Raw genomic sequence first — 20,110 nt, 5'->3', positions numbered from 1 at the left:
GGCGAACAGGGATTCGCTCTGTTCGCCATTCACCACTCAGACGAACGGCAGCTCGATCTTGCTGCGCTTTTCCAGCCATTCCGGCACCGGCAGATTCTTCGAACGCATGAAGGCTGGGTTGAACAGCTTGGACTGATAGCGGTTGCCGGAGTCGCAGAGGATGGTGACGATGGTCTTGCCGGGGCCGAGCTGTCTGGCAAGCTGGATCGCGCCCGCGATGTTGACGCCGGTCGAGCCGCCGAGGCACAAGCCTTCGTGCTCCAGCAGCTCATAGATGATGGTCACGGCGTCCTCGTCGGAGACCAGGAACGCATCGTCGACATTCGCGGTCTCGATAACAGGCGTCTTGCGTCCGAGGCCGATGCCTTCGGTGATCGAGTCGCCGGGCGTCGATTTGACCTGACCGTTCTTGAACAGTTCGTACATCGCAAAGCCGTGCGGATCGGCGCAGGCAGTGACGATGTCCTTGTTCTTTTCCTTCAGATAGCGGCTGATGCCGGCGAGCGTGCCGCCGGTGCCGACCGAGCAGATGAAGCCGTCGAGCTTGCCGTTGGTCTGCTGCCAGATCTCCGGCCCGGTCGAGTCATAATGCGCCTTGGGATTGTCGAGGTTGTTCCACTGGTCGGCGAACAGCACGCCGTTCGGCTCGGTCTTGCGCAGCTGATCGGCGAGACGCCTGCCGAGATGCTGGTAGTTGTTCGGATTGGAATAGGGCAGCGCCGGCGCCTCGACCAGTTCGGCGCCGCACAGCCGCAGCATGTCCTTCTTTTCCTGGCTCTGCGTCTCCGGAATCACGATCAGGGTGCGGTAGCCGCGCGCGCTCGCCACGACGGCGAGCCCGATGCCGGTATTGCCTGCGGTCGATTCGACCACGAGGCCGCCCGGCTTCAGATCGCCGCGCTTTTCGGCCTCCAGGATCATCCCCTTGCCGGCGCGATCCTTGACCGACTGGCCGGGATTCATGAATTCGGCCTTGCCGAGAATGGTGCAGCCGGTCAGTTCGGATGCGCGTTTCAGCTTGATGAGCGGGGTGTTGCCGATCGCTTCGATGACGTCTTTGTTGAATGCCATGTCGGGGGTAATCTTTTGCCGGTCAGTGTTTTGCTCTGGCCGGAAACTAGTGTGCCGACGGCAAAAGGGGAAGGCTTTTGCAGTGCGGCGAATTTCGTGTGGCGATCTGTGTTAACCGGTTGCCGGGACCGATCAAGACCCGCCGGAACGCTCGTTTGGCGAATGCCCCGTGATCCGGCCAAATCTTGCTGCAGTTCGGGCGAGCGACGTCAGATTTGCTGTACGAGCCCAATTCAGGATGATCGCTCGATCTTGTACAGCCCCACATTGAGGGCGCCAATTTCGAAGCCTAGTCTGCAATAGGCCAGATAGTACTCCCACATCCGCTTGAACCTGATATCGAAGCCGAGGGGTTCGATCGAGGCCCAGGCGTCGAGGAAACGGTCGTGCCAGTCGGCCAGCGTGCGCGCGTAGCTGTCGGCGAAGAACTCGGTTGAAACCAGCCGCAATCCGGAACTGCTCACCAACCGCTTGACGATGTCGATGGTGGGCAGCATTCCGCCCGGAAAGATATAGCGCTGGATGAATTCCGGCCGCCTGCGATAGCCTTCGAAGCGACGCTCATCGATCGTGATCACTTGCAGCACCCCGACGCCGCCGGCACCGAGGCGTTGCCGCAGCTTGTCGAAAAACAGCGGCCAATAGGCTTCCCCGACCGCCTCCAGCATCTCGATCGAGACGACTCGGTCGTAGCGGCCGTCGGTGTCCCGATAGTCCTCGAGCCGCAGGTCTGATTTGTCGGCAAGGCCTTGGGCTGCCAGCTTCTCACGCGCGTAGCCAAGCTGCTCGGTCGACAACGTCAGTCCGGTGACGTGACAGTGGTGTCGTTCGATCAAATGCCGTGCCAACGCGCCCCAACCGCAACCGATCTCGAGGATATTCTCGCCGCCGTTGAGTTCGAGCAGCTCGGCGACTCGATCGAGCTTGACCTGCTGAGCTTGCGCGAGGGTCTGGTAGGGCGAGGTGTAGATCCCCGATGAATAGGTCATGCTCGGGTCGAGCCAGAGGCGGTAGAAATCGTTGCCGAGATCGTAATGGGCACGAATGTTGCGCCGGCTGCCGCGCCTGGTATTGCGATTGAGCAGGGCATGGCGAAGCCAGGTGAGAGGCTGAGGAGGTCTCAACCGCTCGAACGAGGCCTCGTGGGTCGAACGCGGTGCGGCGGCACTCAGGAATGCGTGAATGTTGGGCGTCGACCACTCGTCGGCAAGGTAGCCTTCGGCAAAGCCCAGATCGCCGCCGGCAAGCAGCCGCAGCAAGCACTTCCAACTGTGAATTCTGATATGCGCCTGCTCTCCGCCGCGCGAGCCGGAGATCGTAACGCCGCGTCCGCCTGGCAATTGCACGAGTATTTCGCCGCAATCGATCCGGCCGAGCATCCGCCGCAGCAGCACGCCAATCGTCGCGCGCAGCACCGGCGGCCATTCGACCGGCATCCAGGCGGGTGCGGTCTGCTGATGGTCAGTGCGCATGCAAATCTGTCCGTTGCTTCGATGATCTGGTCGCGAGCGTCATGCCGTTCGCGGATCGCTTCGGGCGCTCGCGAATGCGCATGCCCTTCAGCCAAAGCCTTGCCGCCTCCCAATGGATCGCGAGGATGACCTTGGCCGTCACCAGCGGAATCGCAAGGAAACTCCCCAGCAAGGTCCGGTCGCTCAGTGACTGGCGTGACGCGGCTAGGCACGCGCTGAGCATCGTTTCGCCGCCTTCGCTCGCGCTGATGCCGAGCGCAAAATGCTCATCGGGCCGGTTCAAGCGGAAATGATAGCTCTGGTTCATGGCCATGAACGGCGACACATGAAAGGTCTTGTTGCAGTCGTGCCGAATGCTCGCGTCGTGAGCGTCGACCGCAGCCACATAGGCGTGGCGTTCGCCGAACGTGTTGTGAACCTGATAGACGATCGCCGCCAGTTGATTCGAGTCTCGGTAACAAAAATACAGGCTGAGGGGATTGAAGTCGTAGCCGAGTGTCCGTGGCATGCAGAACAATCGAATCGGTCCGCCGGCCAGGTCGATACCCGCTTGCCCGAGCTGCCGCTCGATTTGAGCGCGAAGTGGCGTTGCACTGCCGTCACCGTGATCGCTGTCGTACAGCGCGAAAAGGTTGAACCGGTTGTGCGACAATAGCCGCAGGCGCGCGGGAAGCGCCGGTATCTCGTCGAGATCGAGCAGCAGCCAGAACGCGCGGTAGCGAAAGCGATGAGATGTCGGACGCAGCCGCCGATGCATCACGCTACCGCGATACAGGCAAGAGCGCAGCGTCATGGCTGCAGCTCCGGTTCGGGCAAGGATCTGGCATCGGTCGCGAGCGTGATGCGTCCGGATTCGTTCGGTACAATCCACGGCCGGCGCACGCTGCCGAGTTGCTCAGCGACCGCAAGCCCGGATTGCAGCCCGTCTTCGTGGAAGCCGGCGCCGAAATGCGCGCCGCAAAACCAGATGCCTCCGTCGCCTTGCAGCGACCACAGCCGGCGCTGCGCAGCAATCGCGGCTGAATCGAAGATCGGGTGCTCGTAGACCTCCGTCTGATGCAGCGTGTCCGCGCGCGGTGGACGAGCAGGATTGAGCGTGACGAACAGCGGCAAATGCTCGGGGATGCCCTGTAGCCGGTTCATCCAATAGGTGACACCGACCGGCGCGCTGCACTCGCCGCGGGATCCGACATAGTTCCAGCTCGACCATGCGAGACGCCGCCGCGGCATGAACGTTGGATCGGAATGGAGGACGGCAAGGTTGCGGCTGTAGCGGAACGCACCGAGCAATCTGGATTGATCCGGCGTCGGCGCTTCAATCACCGACAGCGCTTCATTCGCGTGTGTTGCCAGGATGACGTGATCGTATGATCGCGTTTCGCCGTGAACGTCGGTCACCGTTACGCCGCGCGTCGATCGTCGTATCCTGACCACGCCGCAGTCGAGCTTGATCCGGTCTGCGAATGGCTGGACCAGCCGTTGTACATAGACTTGGCTGCCGCCGGTCACGGTTTCCCATGGCGGCCGCCGGGTCAGCTGAAGCAGTCCGTGATTATGGTGAAAACGAATGAAGGTCGCCGCGGGAAAGGCGAGAATGTCCGCCGGGGGCGCCGACCAGATGGCGCTCGCCATCGGCAGCAGATGGTCGTCGCGGAACGCCGCACCATAACCACTTTGCGCGAGATAGTCGCCGAGGCTGATCGTCTCGTCATGCAACAGCGCCGCATCACGTGTCGCCCGATCGTAGAACCGGACAAGGTCGCGCAGCATCGACCAAAAGCGCGGGCGCAACAGATTGGCAGGTTGGGCCAGCAGGCCCGATAGGCCGCTCCCGGAATATTCCAGATCGCCCTGGTCAAGAGAAACCGAGAGCGACATTTCCGAAGCTCGCGTGGGAACGCCGAGATGCCGGAACAGCGCGGTAAGGTTAGGGTAGGTTTTCCGGTTGAACACGATGAAGCCGGTATCCACGGCGACTCGCTGGCTGCCAAGGGACGCCGTCACGGTGTTGGAATGCCCGCCGATCCGATCGGATTTCTCGTAGACGGTCACATCGTGCCGCTGGCTCAGCAGCCAGGCGGCCGAAAGGCCGGAAATGCCGGTTCCGACTATGGCGACGTTCAATTTGCCGTCGGTCCTCAACGATTATCCCTTTTCGATCCACGAGCGCGCCGGCCCATTGCGCAGGCCGGTGTCATGGATAGGAACGACTGGTCTTGAGGGTTGGATCACCGGCAGTGATCCAACTGCAGACGGACGGCGTTCCTGTTGCATGCAAACCGCCGTACGACATATCTCCGGGGTTGCCGGTCTGGTCAGGCCGGGTGCGATCCGGTACTGCGGTCGCATAGCCCGTAACGACAGGGAGTGCCCGCGCGGCATGCTGAATGAAACTCCCGACAATGAGACGTCGGATGCGGCCCGTTGGGCCCGGCTGATCGAAGCCGTTGCGATTCGAAGGGATCGCGAGGCTTTCGCTGCGCTGTTTCGGCATTTTGCGCCGCGTATAAAGACGCTCATGCAGCGCTCGGGTGCGAGCGAGCAGCTTGCCGACGAACTGGCGCAGGAGGCCCTGTTCCTGGTGTGGTCGAAGGCCAGTCTGTTCGATCCCAAAAGCGCTGGTGCCGCAGCCTGGATATTCACGATCGCACGCAACCTGCGCATCGACGCGCTCCGTCGTCAGAAGCGAACTCCAGCCAGCGATACGTCCGAGACGGAGCTTGAGTTTCAGCGTGATGAAGGGCCCTTGCCTGATGCGGGAATTGCGACGTCTCAGATCGAGGCGCGGGTCCGGGACGCACTGTCGTTGTTGCCGGACGAGCAGGTGAGGGTGGTCGAGCTATCTTTCTTTCACGAAACGGCCCATGCGGAGATCGCAAGGGCGCTGGATATTCCGCTCGGCACCGTCAAATCGCGCCTGCGGCTCGCGATGGCACGGCTCCGCAACTTGCTGGATGACTTCTCATGACCGTCCATCATCACCCCCCGGACGAGCTGTTGGGCGCATTCGCAGCCGGTACGATCGATCTTGGCCAGCACGTTGCGATTGCTACCCATTTGGTCGGCTGTGCCAAGTGCCGCGGAGCGGTGCGGGCGATGGAGCATGTTGGCGGCGCGGTGCTGGCTGCACTGCCTCCGTCCGCGATGTCTGACGGATCGTTTGAAGCCTTGCAGCGCAGATTGGACGAGGCATCGGAGACTTCCGCTCCTGTGCAGCGCCGGGGGCGGGCATTCAGCGATGTGCCGGGCTTGCCGGACTTTCTGGGCAGCTATCCCGACAGCTCGTGGCGATGGATTGCGCCAAAGGTGCATTTGCGGCCGATCCGGTTACCCGAGCCGAGCGCGACGCGCGTCTTTCTGCTGAAGTCCAGCCCGGGAACGAGAATGATCGAGCACACGCACACCGGCTTTGAGATGACCTGCGTGCTGTCGGGAAGCTTCGTTCACGCCGGCGGCCAGTTCGGCCCCGGAGATTTCGACTTGGGGGACGGGTCGGTCGATCACGATATCAGGATCGACTCCGTGGACGACTGCATTTGCCTGGTCGCAATGCAGGGCGATTTGAAGCTCAATGGAGTGCTCGGCCGCCTGTTGCAGCCGTTGATCCGGATGTGACGCTGCTCGCGGAAGATTGCGCCATGAGCCTGCTCCCGCTGATCCTCCAATTCGTCGTCATGGCACTCGCGTTGTCTGCGGTTATGGCGATTGCCTGGTTCATTCAGCGCCGGACCGGGGCCACGGGATGGATCGATGTCTGCTGGACGTTCGGGACCGGCTTGGTCGCTTGCCTTGCCAGCCTTATCCCGGTTCCGCCGGAGGGCACGGCCAGCGCGCGGCAGATTGTGGTCGCGATCCTGGTCGCCATCTGGTCGCTCCGGCTCGGCGGTCATCTGCTGCTGCGAACCTGTAAGGCCGGTGATGATCCGCGCTATCGCGACCTGATTGATCAATGGGGCGCCACGGCCGGCCGGCGGATGTTCCTGCAGCTGCAGGCGCAGGCGGCAGTTGGTTTGCTCCTGGCGGTCTCGGTCGCGCTCGCCGCACATAATCCGCGACCCGAACTTGGGTTTGCGGATTTGATCGGTGCGCTGCTGCTTCTGGCCGGCCTGATCGGGGAGGCGTTATCCGACGCGCAACTGCGCAAATTCCGCTCCGATCCCGCCAATCGACTGCGGGTCTGTGAGACCGGGCTCTGGAAGTGGTCGCGCCATCCGAACTATTTCTTCGAATGGCTGTGCTGGCTGGCCTATCCGCTGATCGCGATCGACGCCTCATATCCGGCGGGCTGGATCACGCTCCTGGCACCGGCCTGCATGTACTGGGTTCTGGTCCACGTGTCTGGCGTGCCGCCGCTCGAACAGCACATGCTGCGTTCGCGCGGCCTGCAGTTCCGCGACGTGCAGGCGCGGACCCGGGCATTCCTTCCGTTTCCGAAGCTGACGTCAGGCCGCTAGCCTCGCCGTCACCAGATATGCCGCCGTCGCGGAAATCGCACCCAGCAAAGTCCCCCAAGTGACGTCGAGCAAAGTGAGCTGGACGGTCCAGTTTCGCAATGTCGCCTGGTTGGTCAAATCGTAGGTCATGTAGCTGAAGAAACCGAGCAGCGCGCCGCTCAGCGCGGCCGAGCCAAGGCTTCCCGACTTCAGGGCCGGAAGTACGGCGAACACCACCAGCCCGACCGGGTAGACTAAATAGAACACGATCGCCGGAGGCAGGTTGACCTCGACCGACAGGATGTCGCCGAGGGTCGGGCGATACAGTCGGCTCGCCATCGTTCCAAGCCATGCCATGTCGCAGAGCAGAAAAACTGTCAGTGTCGACAGATAGGCGTAAAGGTAGGTCATGTCGGGTCCGAAGGTTGAACGCCGCTATCGGCCGCAAGCAGCGAATCTCTAGAGGTAACGACGGATCGCGGGGTCTGGATCATCGGGGTGCCGGGCAGGGCGCCGGACGCTGCGGATTCGGCGCAACAGGGCCGAGAAATCCCCATGAAATCTTTGTTAGAATCGTGACTTCCGGCACGGCTCCGAAACGCGCGGAAATGCTGTAAAAATAGGGAAAAGCCAACAATCAGGGTGGCGTCGAATCGCTTGCGATGCAACGTCGCGCATTCGTGACAGGGCTGTCCGCCCTATCGTCCCAAGGGTAGGATGGGACAGGCAGGTTCCATTGAAAGCATTACCCCGTGTACGTCACCCAGACCACCGCTGAACGCGTCGCCCGTGCGCCACGGGCGAAGGCTGGCTCCGGCGGAGAACGGGTGTGACCCAGCAAGCATCCGTGACGGTGACTGGAGGCCGGTTCGGCCTCGCCGTCCGCGTGCGACGGCTGGCGGGACGCGCGTTCGTCGCGCTCGGATTGGTCGCGAGCTCAGCCGGCTGCATTCTGACCCAGGACATCCCTGATCCGGCGCTCGATGTGCCGCAGGGCTATAAGGCCGCACGGCTTGGCCGGCCGGGCGACGCGCTTCCGACGCTCGACTGGTGGCGTGGCTTTCGCTCCACGGAGCTGACGCAGCTGATGGAGGAGGCGCAGACCGTCAACCTCGACATCGCCGCGGCGGTGGCGCGTTTTCGTCAGGCCGATGCGCTGGCGCGGCAGGCCGGTGCGGCGCTGCTGCCGACCGTCAATCTCAATGGATCGGAGACCTATTCCCGCACCTCCGGCTCCAGCGCCAGCGGTCTCATCAATGGCGGGCGCGAGGTGGTGAACTACAACGCCTCGCTCAGCGCCAGTTATCAGCTCGACTTCTGGGGCCAGAACCGCGATGCCGCGCAGGCTGCGGAGGAGACCGCCGTCGCCAACCGGTTCGATCGCGAGGTGGTGGCGTTGACCACGCTCGCGAGCGTTGCCAACGCCTATTTCACTGTTCTCGCCACCCAGGACCGGCTGCGCACCGCGCAGCGCAACATCGCCAGCGCCGAGCGCATCCTCAATGCGATCAACGAGCGCTTCAAGGCCGGCACCGGCTCCGACCTCGACGTGGCGCAGCAGGAGAGCGTGCTCGCCAACCAGCGCGCGCTGGTGCCGCCGCTGCGGCAGACGCTCGACCAGAACATCAACGCGCTCGCGGTGCTGGTGTCGCGGCCGCCGGAGGCTGTGCGCGTCGCCGGCGGCTCGCTCAACTCGGTTGCGATCCCGCGGGTCACGCCGGGCCTGCCGTCCGAATTGCTGACCCAGCGTCCCGACATCCGACGCCAGGAGGCGCAGCTTGCATCCGCCACCGCCAATGTCGGCAGCGCGCGGGCGCAGTTCTTTCCGAGCATTCAGCTGACCGGGACAGGCGGCTATCAGAGTCAGGCGCTGGTCTCGCTGTTTCAGCCGCATGCGGCCTTCTTCAACCTGGTCGGCGGCATGACCCAGCCGATCTTCGACGGCGGCCGGATCCTCGGCAATTTCGAGAACGCGAAGGCGAAGCAGGACGAGCTGCTGCAGACCTATCGCAAGACGGTCATCCAATCCTTCACCGACGTCGACAACGCGCTGGTTGCGATCCGCGAGACGACGCGGCGGCTGCAGCTGCAGCGCGACGTGCTGTCGTCGTCACGGCGCGCCTTCGACCTGGCCGAGAAGCAGCTCAGGGCCGGCACCGCCGACATCGTAACTGTGCTAAACACGCAGCTGACGCTGTTCCAGGCGGAAGACGCTTATTCGCAGGCCCAACTGGCCCGGCTATTGGCGATCGTGAGCCTGTATCAGGCCTTAGGGGGCGGCTGGGAACCGAAGATGGAAAGACCGGTCGATGCTCTTTAAGCCCGACTCGACGGATGACTAGAAAAGCACCGCGCCGCGCAAGCGGAGCCTGATCTCGCGCCTGCTTGGGCGCATGGTCTCGCTGCTCATCACGCTCGTGATCCTGGCCGGGCTCGGCTATCTCGGCTGGCTTGCCTTCCAGCCCAAGCCAAATGGGGGCGGCGGGCGCGGCGCGGGCGCGCGGCCTGATCTGCCGGTGCCGGTGCTCGCGGCCACCCCGCGCGTGCAGGACGTGCCGGTCTATCTTGACGGCGTCGGCTCGGTGAAGGCGCTGAATACGGTGACCGTGCGCTCGCAGGTCGACGGCAAGCTGATCAAGGTGAATTTCGTCGAGGGCCAGGACGTCAAGAAGGACGACGTGCTGGGCGAGATCGATCCCGCAATCTATCAGGCGCAGTACGATCAGGCGGTGGCTACGAAGGCCAAGGACGAGGCGCTGCTTGCCAACCAGAAGATCGATCTCGTCCGCTATGAGCAACTCGCCGCCAGCAATGCCGGCTCCAAGCAGCAGGCCGACACGCAGCGCGCGCTGGTCGCGCAGCAGGAGGCCGTCATCAAGGCCGATCAAGCTCAGATCGACAATGCGCGCACCACGCTTGGCTACACCAAGATCGTCGCGCCGATCTCCGGCCGCGCCGGCCTGCGCCAGGTCGACCAGGGCAATATTATCCACGCCTCCGACACCACGGGCCTCGTGATCCTGACCCAGCTGCAGCCGATCGCGGTGTGGTTCAGCCTGCCGCAGCAGCAGATCATGCGGGTCAACGCTGCCGCGGCCAAGGGCCAGCTGGCGGTCGATGTGTTCGGCAATGACGGCGTCACCGTCATCGACACCGGCAAGCTGACCGGCATCGACAACCAGGTCGATCCGACCACCGGCACGCTGAAGCTCAAGGCCGAGCTCCCGAATGCCAGCTATCAGCTCTGGCCCGGACAGTTCGTCAATGTGCGGCTCAAGGTCGAGACCTTGCCGCAGGCCATCGTGGTGCCGACCTCGGCCGTGCAGCGCGGTCCGGCCGGGACGTTCAGCTATGTAATCGGCGCCGACAACGTCGTGACCGCGAAGCCGGTCACGGTCACGCAGCAGAACGAGCATGAAGCCGTCATCGCCAGTGGCCTGACCACGTCCGATCGCGTCGTGACGACCGGCTTCGCCAATCTCGCCGACGGCTCCAAGGTCATCGTCGGCAAGGACGACGGGCCGCCGGCGGCCGACCTCGCGCCGCGCAAGCGCAGCCGCAGTCCCGACGGAAAGACCGGAAGCCAGAGCAAGGACGGCAAGCAGGACGGGCAGGGCAAGACCGGCGAGCACCGTGGTCGGCGCGAGCACAGTGAAGGCGACCAGAACGGACAGGCCGGACCGGCACCCGCGCCGGCGGCAGGGGGTGAACAGTCGGGCGGCGCGCCGAAGGCACAGCCATGACCGGCGTCCCGACCTCGTAATGTCCGACGTTAAAGCGAGAACGCAACCATGAGCGTCTCCGAACCGTTCATCCGCCGGCCGATCGCCACCTCGCTGCTCGGCATTGCGCTGATGATCGGCGGTGCGCTCGGCTACTGGGCGCTGCCGGTCTCAGCACTGCCGCAGGTCGATTTTCCGACCGTGCAGGTGTCGACGCAGCTGCCCGGCGCGAGCCCCGATGTGGTGGCCTCGCTGATCACGGCGCCGCTGGAGCGGCAGCTTGGCCAGATCCCGTCGCTGTCGTCGATGAACTCGACGAGCTCGTTCGGCGTCAGCCAGATATCGCTGCAGTTCGACCTCAACCGCGACATCGACGGCGCCACGCAGGACGTGCAGGCCGCGATCAATGCCGCCGCCGGCATCCTGCCGAAGACGCTGCCGTACCCGCCGGTCTACGCCAAGGTGAACCCGGCGGACGCGCCGGTCATGACCCTGGCGCTGACCTCGGACACGATCTCGCTGCGGGCGATGAGCGATCTCGCCGACACCATCCTCGGCCAACGGCTGAGCCAGATTTCCGGCGTCGGGCGGGTCTCGATCCTCGGCGGTTTGAAGCCGGCGGTTCGCGTGCAGGCCGACCTCGCGCGGCTTGCGGCCTACGGCATCGCGATGGAGGACCTGCGCAGCGCGATCGCCGGCGCCAACGTGTCGGGGCCGAAGGGCTCGCTGGACGGTGCCCAGCAATCCTACACCATTGCCGCCAACGACCAGATCGCCGCGGCCGACGCCTACCGACCGATCATCATCGCTTACCGCAACGGCTCGCCGGTCACGATCGGCGACGTCGCGCAGATCGTCGACGGGCTCGAGAACGATCGCACCGGCGGCTGGTACCAGGGCACGCCGGCGGTCATCATCGACATCCAGCGCCAGCCCGGCGCCAATGTCATCGACGTCGTCAAGCAGATCCGCGGCGAAATCCCGCGGCTGCAGCGCGCGGTCCCGGCCGGCGTCAAGCTGACAGTCGTCTCGGACCGCACGGTGACGATCCGCGCCTCGGTCCGCGACGTGCAGTTCACGCTGATCCTGAGCGTGGTGCTGGTGACGCTGGTGGTGCTGTTGTTCCTGCGGTCGCTGCGCGCGACCCTGATCGCCGGCGTCGCGCTGCCGCTGTCGCTGATCACGAGCTTCGGCATCATGTATTTCGCCGGCTTCAGCCTCGACAATCTGTCGCTGATGGCTTTGACCATCGGCACCGGCTTCGTGGTCGACGACGCCATCGTCATGATCGAGAACATCGTCCGCCACATGGAAGACGGCGAGACGGTCATGGAGGCCTCGCTCAAGGGTGCCAGCGAAATCGGCTTCACCGTGATCTCGCTGACGGTGTCGCTGATCGCGGTGTTCATCCCATTGCTGTTCATGTCCGGCCTGGTCGGCCGCATGTTCCGCGAATTCGCGCTGACCCTGACGATTGCGGTCGTGACTTCGGCGATCGTCTCGCTGACGCTGACGCCGATGATGTGCTCGCGGCTGCTCAAGAACATCCACGAGGAGATGGCGGTCCCGGGCCTCGCCGCGGTCAGCCGCTTCATCGACCGCATGGTGGAGTTCTATCATCGGACGCTGCTCTGGGTCTTGCAGCGCCAGCGCGCGACGCTGCTGGTGACGTTCGCGACCATCGCGCTGACGCTGATCATGTATGTGCTGGCGCCGAAGGGCTTTCTGCCGCTGCAGGATACGTCCTCGATCACGGCAGTGACCGAAGCTGGTCCCGATGTTTCGTTCGACGAGATGCGGCGGCGCCAGAGCGCCGTCTCCGACATCATCAAGGCTGATCCCGACGTGGTCGGCGTGGTCTCCGTGATCGGCTCGGGTTCGGTCAATCCGACCACCAATGTCGGCCGCCTGGTGATGACGCTGAAGCCGCTCGACCAGCGGCGCGACGGCGTCGTCAACGTGATCGAGCGGCTGAAACAGAAGATATCGACGGTCCCCGGCATGACGGTCTACTTCCAGCCGGTGCAGGACGTGCAGATCTCGACCCAGTCGAGCCGCTCGCAATACCAGTACACGCTGACCGCGACCGATGCCGCCGAAGTCTCGCAATGGGCCCAGAAGCTGGTCGCGGAGATGCGGCGCGACCCGATCTTCCGCGACGTCTCCTCGGAGGCTCAGGAGGGCGGCCTGCGCGCGGCGCTCGACATCAACCGCCAGCGCGCCGGCCAGCTCGGCGTCAACCTGCAGGGCGTCACCGACACGCTGAACGACGCCTTCGCGCAGCGCCAGATTTCGACGATCTACGGCCAGGCCAACCAGTACCGCGTGGTGCTCGAGGCGCTGCCGATGTATCAGCGCGACCCGTCGATCCTCGACAAGCTCTATCTGCCCGGCGCCAGCGGCGCGCAGGTGCCGCTGTCGGCGGTGGCGACGCTGGTCCGCACCACGGCGCCGCTCGCGATCTCGCACCAGGCCCAGTTCCCGTCGGTTTCGCTCAGCTTCAACCTCGCGCCCGGGGAGGCGCTCGGCGATGCGGTCGTCGCGGTCAAAGCGATCGAGGGCAGGATCGGGATGCCCGGCAGCATCGTCGGCATCTATTCCGGCGACGCCGCCGAGTTCGCGCGATCGCTTGCCGGACAGCCCTGGCTGATCCTGGCCGCGATCATCACGATCTACATCGTGCTCGGCGTACTCTACGAGAGCTACATCCACCCGATCACCATCCTGTCGACGCTGCCGTCGGCCGGCGTCGGCGCCATTCTGGCGCTGATGCTGTGCGGGCAGGACCTCTCGGTGATCGGCCTGATCGGCATCATCCTGTTGATGGGCATCGTCAAGAAGAACGCCATCATGATGATCGACTTCGCGCTCGAGGCCGAGCGCCATCAGGGCATGTCGTCCTATGACGCGATCGTGCAGGCCTGCCTGCTGCGCTTCCGGCCGATCATGATGACGACGCTGGCGGCGCTGTTCGGCGCGCTGCCGCTCGCGATCGAAAGCGGCACCGGCGCCGAGCTGCGCTTTCCGCTCGGCATCTCGATCATCGGCGGCCTGCTGCTGAGCCAGCTGCTGACGCTCTACACCACGCCGGTGATCTATCTCGCGCTCGACCGGCTCAACCGGCGGATCGAGCGGGCCGTGCCGGAGCCTGGTCCGAGCGGCCCGCCGATCGCGGGCGCCACCGAGGGCATGCAGTGATCTCGATCTCGGAGCCCTTCATCCGCCGGCCCGTGGGCACCACGCTGCTGGCGATCGGGCTGTTCCTGGTCGGGATCGTCGCCTACGAGTTCCTGCCGGTGTCGTCGGTGCCGAATGTCGACTTCCCGACCATCCGGGTGTCGGCATCGAGGCCGGGCGCCGATCCCTCCGTCATGGCCGCGACCGTCGCGGCGCCGCTGGAGCGCAAGCTCGGCACCATTTCGGGTGTCGACCAGATCACCTCGACGAGCTCGCTCGGCACCACCAGCATCCAGGTGCAATTCTCGATCGGCCGCGACATCGACCGTGCCGCGCGCGACGTGCAGGCCGCGATCAATGCATCGCTCGCCGATCTGCCGAGCGATCTGCCGTCGCTGCCCAAGTTCCGCAAGGCCAATCCGGCCGCGGCACCGGTGTTCGTGCTGGCGCTGACCTCGAAGACGATCTCGACCAGCGCGATGTACGACGTCGCCGACACCGTGCTGGCGCAGCGCATCTCGCAGGTGCCTGGCGTCGGGGAGGTGACCGTCAGCGGCGCCGATCAGCCGGCGGTGCGCATCGCGCTCAATCCGGTGTCGCTGGCGAACGCCGGGATCGCGACCGACGACGTCCGGCTCGCGATCATCAATGCCAATCCGCTCGGGCCCGTCGGCATCTTCAACGGCGACCGGCTGAGCGAGACGCTCTCGATCAACAAGCAGATGCGCACCGCGGCCGAGTTCCGCGATATCATCATCAGGAGCTCGAACGGCAATTTCGTCCGCCTCTCCGACGTCGCCGAGGTCGAGGATTCCGTCCGCAACTCGCGCTCGATCGCCTGGTTCAACAAGCAGCCGGCGGTGCTGATCCAGATCACCAGACAGAGCGACGCCAACGTCATCGACACCGTCGACAACGTTCGCAGGCTGCTGCCGGAACTGAGGAAGTGGATCCCTGCCGGCGTCGAGATCTCGACCCTGGTCGATCGCACCGGAACCATCCGCGCCAGCGTCCAGGACATGCAGTTCACGCTGCTGGCGACCGCCATCCTTGTCATGGTCGTGGTGTTCGTGTTCCTGCGCCGGGTGGTGCCGACGATCGCGGCCGGCGTCTCGGTGCCGCTGGCGCTGGCCGGCACCTGCGCCGGGATGTGGCTCGCCGGCTTCTCGATCGACAATCTGTCGCTGATGGCGCTCGCGATCTCGGTCGGCTTCGTGGTCGACGACGCCATCGTGATGATCGAGAACATGTACCGCAATCTCGAGCAGGGCATGGCGCCATATCCGGCGGCGGTCGAAGGCGCCAAGCAGATCGGCTTCACGGTGCTGTCGATCTCGCTGTCGCTGATCGCGGCCTTCACGCCGCTGATCTTCATGGACGGGATCGTCGGCCGGCTGCTGCGGGAATTCTCGCTGACGCTGACGTTTGCCATCATCGTGTCGACGCTGGTGTCGGTGACGATCACGCCGATGATCTGCGCGCACTACATCAAGGAGGCGACCTCGGAGCACGCCACCTGGTACGACCGCGCCATCGAGGGCACGCTGTCCCGGGTCGTGGCGTTCTATACGTCGACGCTGCGCATCGTGCTCGGCTATCCCTTCCTGACGCTGGTGGTGTTCTTCGCCACCGTCGCGCTGACGGTGACGCTCTACATCAAGACGCCGAAGGGCTATTTCCCGACCGACGACAGCGGCTTTGTCATCGGCTCGACGCGGGCGTCGGCGGACATCTCGTTCCAGGCGATGCTCCAGTTGCAGCAGCGGCTCGCCGACATCGTGATGGCCGACCCCGCGGTCGCCGGCATCGGCTCGTCGGTCGGTTCCGGCGGCGGCCCGGGAGGCGCTACCTCGAACCGCGGCATCATGTACATCAGCCTGAAGCCGCCGGAGGAGCGGGCAGGCCTGTCGACCGCCCAGGTGATCGACCGGCTGCGCCGCAATCTGTTCATGGTGCCGGGCATCCGCCTGTTCATGTTCGCCGCGCAGGACATCCGCACCGGCGGCCGGCAGAGCGATTCCGACTATCAATACACGCTTGCCTCGACCGATCTCGACCTGCTGCAGAAATGGGCGCCGCTCGTCGCCAAGCGCATGGAGACGGTGGAGGGCATCACCGACGTCTCGTCCGACCGCGATCCCGGCGGCCTGCAGCTCAACCTCGTGATCGACCGCAAGATCGCCTCCAGCCTCGGCGTCCGGGTGCAGGACATCGACAACGCGCTCAACAACGCCTTCTCGCAGCGGCAGATCTCGTACATCTACACTCAGCGCAACCAGTACGTCGTAGTGCTCGAGATCGATCCGAAATTCCAGAGTGACCCGTCGAACCTCGAGCGCATCTATGTCGCCGGCGCCAATGACGTGCAGGTGCCGCTGTCGGCGCTCGTGCACTACCAGCGCGGATTGTCGGCGCTTGCGGTCTATCACTCCGGCGGCTTCCCCTCGACCACGGTGTCGTTCAACCTGCTGCCGGACGTGCCGCTGGAGGTCGCGACCACCAACATCCAGCAGGCGGTCAACGAGCTGCACATGCCCGAGGGCATTCGCGGCAGCTTCGACGGCAATGCCGGCGACTTCAACAAGACCAGCGGGCGGCAGCCGCTGTTGATCCTCGGCGCGCTGGTTGCGATGTATATCGTGCTCGGCGTGCTCTATGAGAGCCTCGCGCATCCGATCACGATCATCTCGACCCTGCCGTCGGCCGGCCTCGGCGCGTTGCTGGCGCTGCAGGTGACCAACACGCCGCTGACGGTGATCGCCTTCGTCGGGATCATCCTCCTGATCGGCATCGTCAAGAAGAACGGCATCATGATGGTCGACTTCGCGCTCGAGGCCGAACGGCATCAGGGCCTGTCGTCGCGGGATGCGATCTTCGAGGCCTGCCGGGCGCGCTTCCGTCCGATCCTGATGACGACGATGGCGGCGCTGTTCGCCGGCATTCCGCTGGTCATTGCGACCGGCCCGGGCACCGAGCTGCGGCGGCCGCTCGGCATCACCATCATCGGCGGCCTGTTCGTGTCGCAGATCCTGACACTGTACACCACGCCGGTGATCTACCTGTTGATCGACCGGCTGCGTCAGCGCCGCGAGCCGTCGGGCGTCCATGCGCCGGCGGAATAGTTTGAATTGCGCCGTCGTGAGCGTATAGCGAAGCGATGTCCGAACCGACCGAAGTCAAACCTGAAGTCATCGCCGAGATCGAGGATTGCCAGCATTGCGGCAAGCCGCTGCCGCTGTGCATCTGCGACAGCGTTACGCCGATCGAAAGCCGCATCCAGTTGCTGATCCTGATCCATCCGCAGGAGCAGGACAGGGCGCTCGGCACCGCGCGGCTGTTGGCGCGGCATTTCGAGAACGCCGTGGTGCGGATCGGGCTGTCGTGGCCGAGCCTTGCCAAGGCGCTCGGCCGGCCGGTGCCCGATCCGTCGCGCTGGGCGGTGCTCTATCTCGGCTCGGCCAAGGTCGAGGATCTCGATACCGATGCCGAGATCGTCGCCATCAACCGCAAGGGCGAGCTCGAGCCGCATCAGCGTGCGATCCTGTCCGACATCGAGGGCATCGTCCTGCTCGACGGCACCTGGAGCCAGGCCAAGGCACTGTGGTGGCGCAACGCCTGGATGCTGAAGTGCCAGCGGGTGATTCTCGGCCCGAAACGCCCTTCGCTCTACGGCAAGCTGCGCCGGGAACCGCGCCGCGACGGCCTGTCCACCATCGAGGCGGCCGCGATCCTGCTGGCGGGCCTGCAGAAGCGGCCGGATATTGCCGCAACGTTAACTGACAGTTTCGAGCGGATGCTGGCGAGATTCCGCGAAGTCCAGGCCAAAATGCCGGAATTGGCGCCAAAACCGAAGAAACGGGACTACCGTAGGCGCCGGCGTTAGCTGCTGGGGTTGGTTGCCTATCGCGGAGAGGGCGTATATGAAGTGCGCCGCAAGGGGCCACGTGGCGGAGTGGTTACGCAACGGTCTGCAAAACCGTGTACACCAGTTCAATTCTGGTCGTGGCCTCCACTCACCTCATCAATGGCTTGCAGCCAACAAATGAGAAGCCGCATTAGCTGGCGGCGTACCAACCTTCAGGAAACGGAATCAGCGGCCACGGCGCCTGATTGTCGTTGGCAGCGCGCGGCGGCGGCTGAATGCGGGGCGAGGGTTGAGCCACAAAATCCTCCTGAGCAATAGGCGCGATCGCCGTTCGCACGGCGTCCAGCAGCAGATCAAATTCGACTTCGCTCATCGCGCTCTCCGAGGTTCGTGAGCGCGATGGTCGCAAAACTGTCTTCGGTCCGGATTGAGCGATTTGTTCGAATTTTATGAAAAGGACGATGGTGCCCGCTTTGGTTAACGAATCGCTGATGACCCCTTCGGGAACCTAGGTCGGCATGGCCTGCCTTTCGTGTGAGACAATTCACATGTTGCGAAAAACTCTTCCCGGAATTCCCGGCAGTATTCATAGCGGTCAAATATCGCAGGAATTTTAGGGAGACGTGACAATGCGGAGCCCAAACGCGCCGCACCATGCCCCGATGTTGATCGTCTTAGCGCCAGGAAATTCCCGACATCCATGCGACCGTCGTGGTCAGGTCAGCCCGTCAAGGTCGTGCGGCAGCATGGCTTTGAATTGCGTCAGCGCCTGCCGCGCTTTCTTTGGCGGCAGTGTGGTCGCGTGACGCACGGCGGCCGCGATCAGCGTCATCGTCAGTGCTGAGAAGGTGGCGAGGGTGGCGGCCGGCACGTCCGGCGCAACCCGCCGGATCGCGTCGGACAACAGGCCGGCGAGCACCGCCATGTCGTCCGCATCGAGCTTTTGCAGGGCGCGGTCGGCCTGCGTCGCCTGCCAAATGTCGCGCGTGACAGGTTCGCGCATGAACATCTCGTAGTAGCTGTCGACAATCCGGCAGAGCGCCGGATGCAGGTCGCGTGTCGTCGCGACAGCGGCGAGGTCGCGCCTGACGCAATCGCGCCCGACGGCGTTGTGCCGTTCCGCTAGCGTGCCGATGATTGCGGCCTTGTCCGGGAAATATTGATAGAGCGAGCCGAACGCGACGCCGCTGCGTTCGACGATGTCGCTCATGCGGAACGCCTCGCTGCCCTTTTCCGCCATGATTTCGGTCGCGCAGGCGAGAATGCGCTCGAAGCGCTCGCGGCTGCGCTGTTGCGTCGGGGCCAGCCGCGCCAGCCCGGGCAGGGGGGCGTCCACCGCTGGCGCAGCCTTCCGTCTCGCCACCATCGCTCTCCTCGACATCAGGGTTGACGTTTCCAATACGAGAGTTTATCGCATTTTACAAACACGAGTATCTCTCGCATTTGGAGATGAAGCGATGCGCAATATCCTGACCTCGGGCCTGCTTTGGTTTTCCGCGCTCGGCTGCGGCCTGCTCGCCGGGCTCTATTTCGCGTTCTCGGCGTTCGTGATGACTGCGCTCGGCCGTATCGATCAGGCCGCCGGTATCTCGGCGATGAACGCGATCAGCGTCGATATCCTGCGCTCGCTGTTCATGCCGGTCTTTCTCGGCACCACGCTGTCCTGCGCCGTGCTGGTCGTGCTCGGGGGCTGCGATGGCAGGAGCCGGGCGCCATTGCGATGATTTGCGGCGGCACGCTCTATGTCCTCGGGATGTTCGTCGTCACGATGGTCTTCAACGTGCCGCTGAATGACCAGCTTGCGGCCACTGACCCCGCGAGCGCCGCGGCTGCTCCGGTCTGGGCGCGCTACCTGACCGACTGGACCTTCTGGAACCATGTGCGGACCGTCACCTCGTTTGCGGCGACGGCGCTGTTCATCGCCGCCATCGCTGCGCGTTGACCGGGATGTCATTGCGGAATGACGTCGAGCGGGTGGGGAGCCCGGCCGGGAATCACGGCGCGGCCGTCACGCCGCGCCAATGGTCCGTCCCGGAGGTCCAGGGCCGGAAGCGGGACGGCCGGGACAGGCCTGCATTGCCCTGGGACGCCGGCAAGCCCTTGCATTGCAGCGGTTTACCGTGCTGCGCTAAAGTTTCGCCGAAGGCCGATTTGGTTCTTTGCAAGCCCGAAAGGCTTTGTTATACGCTGCCCGCTCGCGAACACTTGTTCGCCTATTCCTCGGTAGCTCAGCGGTAGAGCATTCGACTGTTAATCGAATGGTCGCTGGTTCGAATCCAGCCCGGGGAGCCAGTCTCCTATCCGCAAACATTCGCGGTTATTCACAGAAACCAGCTTAAGCCCTGCCAAACCGGCCATTTTCCGGCTTAT

Annotated in this window: 17 protein-coding genes and 2 tRNA genes; 12 read left to right on the top strand and 7 right to left on the bottom strand. The window is 64.3% G+C overall.

Translation table 11 applies throughout. The features are described 5' to 3' along the window. Window positions 1-36: 36 nt before the first annotated feature. From CK489_RS28980 to CK489_RS28965, 4 genes are all read right to left on the bottom strand, one after another. Complete coding sequence (locus CK489_RS28980) at window positions 37-1,071, bottom strand: cysteine synthase A (protein WP_050626464.1); 1,035 nt, start codon at window positions 1,069-1,071, stop codon at window positions 37-39. Between the two features lie 233 nt (window positions 1,072-1,304). Next, on the bottom strand, window positions 1,305-2,543 hold the full coding sequence (locus CK489_RS28975; RefSeq protein ID WP_245350537.1) for an SAM-dependent methyltransferase: 1,239 nt from the start codon (window positions 2,541-2,543) through the stop codon (window positions 1,305-1,307). Beyond that, entirely contained in the window at window positions 2,533-3,336 is an 804-nt protein-coding gene (locus CK489_RS28970) for a DUF1365 domain-containing protein (RefSeq protein ID WP_095734752.1), read from the bottom strand. The genes CK489_RS28975 and CK489_RS28970 overlap by 11 nt, the downstream gene beginning before the upstream one ends. Continuing rightward, window positions 3,333-4,667: an NAD(P)/FAD-dependent oxidoreductase gene (locus CK489_RS28965; RefSeq protein ID WP_198961062.1), complete on the bottom strand. Its 1,335-nt coding sequence runs from the start codon at window positions 4,665-4,667 to the stop codon at window positions 3,333-3,335. Before CK489_RS28965 ends, CK489_RS28970 begins: the two co-directional genes overlap by 4 nt. Before the next feature lie 256 nt (window positions 4,668-4,923). Here CK489_RS28965 and CK489_RS28960 point away from each other — a divergent pair, with 256 nt between their 5' ends. Genes CK489_RS28960 through CK489_RS28950 form a run of 3 tightly spaced genes read left to right on the top strand, consistent with a single transcriptional unit; the run spans window position 4,924 to window position 6,997 of the window. Continuing rightward, the gene (locus CK489_RS28960) at window positions 4,924-5,511 is read left to right on the top strand and encodes a sigma-70 family RNA polymerase sigma factor (RefSeq protein ID WP_095734869.1); all 588 of its coding nucleotides are present in this window, start codon (window positions 4,924-4,926) and stop codon (window positions 5,509-5,511) included. After that, window positions 5,508-6,158, top strand: a complete 651-nt coding sequence (locus tag CK489_RS28955; protein ID WP_095734750.1) for a ChrR family anti-sigma-E factor — start codon at window positions 5,508-5,510, stop codon at window positions 6,156-6,158. Before CK489_RS28960 ends, CK489_RS28955 begins: the two co-directional genes overlap by 4 nt. Window positions 6,159-6,181: 23 nt before the next feature. Next, window positions 6,182-6,997: a DUF1295 domain-containing protein gene (locus CK489_RS28950; RefSeq protein ID WP_095734868.1), complete on the top strand. Its 816-nt coding sequence runs from the start codon at window positions 6,182-6,184 to the stop codon at window positions 6,995-6,997. Here the strand turns inward: CK489_RS28950 and CK489_RS28945 are convergent. Next, entirely contained in the window at window positions 6,986-7,387 is a 402-nt protein-coding gene (locus CK489_RS28945; protein WP_095734749.1) for a DUF2177 family protein, read from the bottom strand. The genes CK489_RS28950 and CK489_RS28945 overlap by 12 nt on opposite strands. A 418-nt stretch (window positions 7,388-7,805) precedes the next feature. On the opposite strand from CK489_RS28945, the gene CK489_RS28940 reads away from it, so the two are divergent. The 6 genes from CK489_RS28940 (at window position 7,806) to CK489_RS28915 (ending at window position 17,887) form a co-directional block, all read left to right on the top strand. Next, complete coding sequence (locus CK489_RS28940) at window positions 7,806-9,296, top strand: efflux transporter outer membrane subunit (RefSeq protein WP_095734748.1); 1,491 nt, start codon at window positions 7,806-7,808, stop codon at window positions 9,294-9,296. A 49-nt stretch (window positions 9,297-9,345) separates the two neighbouring features. Next, the gene (locus CK489_RS28935; RefSeq protein ID WP_245350548.1) at window positions 9,346-10,719 is read left to right on the top strand and encodes an efflux RND transporter periplasmic adaptor subunit; all 1,374 of its coding nucleotides are present in this window, start codon (window positions 9,346-9,348) and stop codon (window positions 10,717-10,719) included. 48 nt (window positions 10,720-10,767) lie between these two features. Then, entirely contained in the window at window positions 10,768-13,896 is a 3,129-nt protein-coding gene (locus tag CK489_RS28930) for an efflux RND transporter permease subunit (protein ID WP_095734747.1), read from the top strand. Beyond that, a complete protein-coding gene (locus CK489_RS28925) occupies window positions 13,893-16,997 on the top strand; it encodes an efflux RND transporter permease subunit (RefSeq protein WP_050626472.1) in 3,105 nt (1,034 codons plus the stop codon). The genes CK489_RS28930 and CK489_RS28925 overlap by 4 nt, the downstream gene beginning before the upstream one ends. A gap of 35 nt (window positions 16,998-17,032) precedes the next feature. Continuing rightward, the gene (locus CK489_RS28920) at window positions 17,033-17,758 is read left to right on the top strand and encodes a tRNA-uridine aminocarboxypropyltransferase (protein WP_095734746.1); all 726 of its coding nucleotides are present in this window, start codon (window positions 17,033-17,035) and stop codon (window positions 17,756-17,758) included. Between the two features lie 55 nt (window positions 17,759-17,813). Continuing rightward, window positions 17,814-17,887 (top strand) — tRNA-Cys (locus CK489_RS28915). A gap of 43 nt (window positions 17,888-17,930) precedes the next feature. Here the strand turns inward: CK489_RS28915 and CK489_RS28910 are convergent. Beyond that, window positions 17,931-18,113 carry a hypothetical protein gene (locus CK489_RS28910; RefSeq protein ID WP_024584196.1) on the bottom strand — a complete coding sequence of 61 codons (183 nt, stop codon included), beginning with the start codon at window positions 18,111-18,113 and terminating at the stop codon, window positions 17,931-17,933. A gap of 342 nt (window positions 18,114-18,455) precedes the next feature. Then, the gene (locus CK489_RS28905) at window positions 18,456-19,106 is read right to left on the bottom strand and encodes a TetR/AcrR family transcriptional regulator (protein WP_245350536.1); all 651 of its coding nucleotides are present in this window, start codon (window positions 19,104-19,106) and stop codon (window positions 18,456-18,458) included. A 91-nt stretch (window positions 19,107-19,197) separates the two neighbouring features. Between CK489_RS28905 and CK489_RS42395 the strand changes: the two genes are divergently transcribed. The 3 genes from CK489_RS42395 to CK489_RS28895 all read left to right on the top strand — a co-directional run bounded on the left by CK489_RS42395 (window position 19,198) and on the right by CK489_RS28895 (window position 20,032). Next, entirely contained in the window at window positions 19,198-19,464 is a 267-nt protein-coding gene (locus CK489_RS42395; protein ID WP_245350551.1) for an anthrone oxygenase family protein, read from the top strand. Beyond that, entirely contained in the window at window positions 19,404-19,682 is a 279-nt protein-coding gene (locus CK489_RS42390; RefSeq protein WP_245350547.1) for an anthrone oxygenase family protein, read from the top strand. The genes CK489_RS42395 and CK489_RS42390 overlap by 61 nt, the downstream gene beginning before the upstream one ends. Window positions 19,683-19,957: 275 nt before the next feature. Beyond that, window positions 19,958-20,032, top strand: a tRNA-Asn gene (locus tag CK489_RS28895). Window positions 20,033-20,110 lie beyond the last annotated feature (78 nt).

This window comes from Bradyrhizobium sp. UFLA03-84 (assembly GCF_002289535.1).
In the GTDB taxonomy this organism is placed as follows: domain Bacteria; phylum Pseudomonadota; class Alphaproteobacteria; order Rhizobiales; family Xanthobacteraceae; genus Bradyrhizobium; species Bradyrhizobium viridifuturi.
This window is presented reverse-complemented; position numbering and strand designations above follow the sequence as displayed.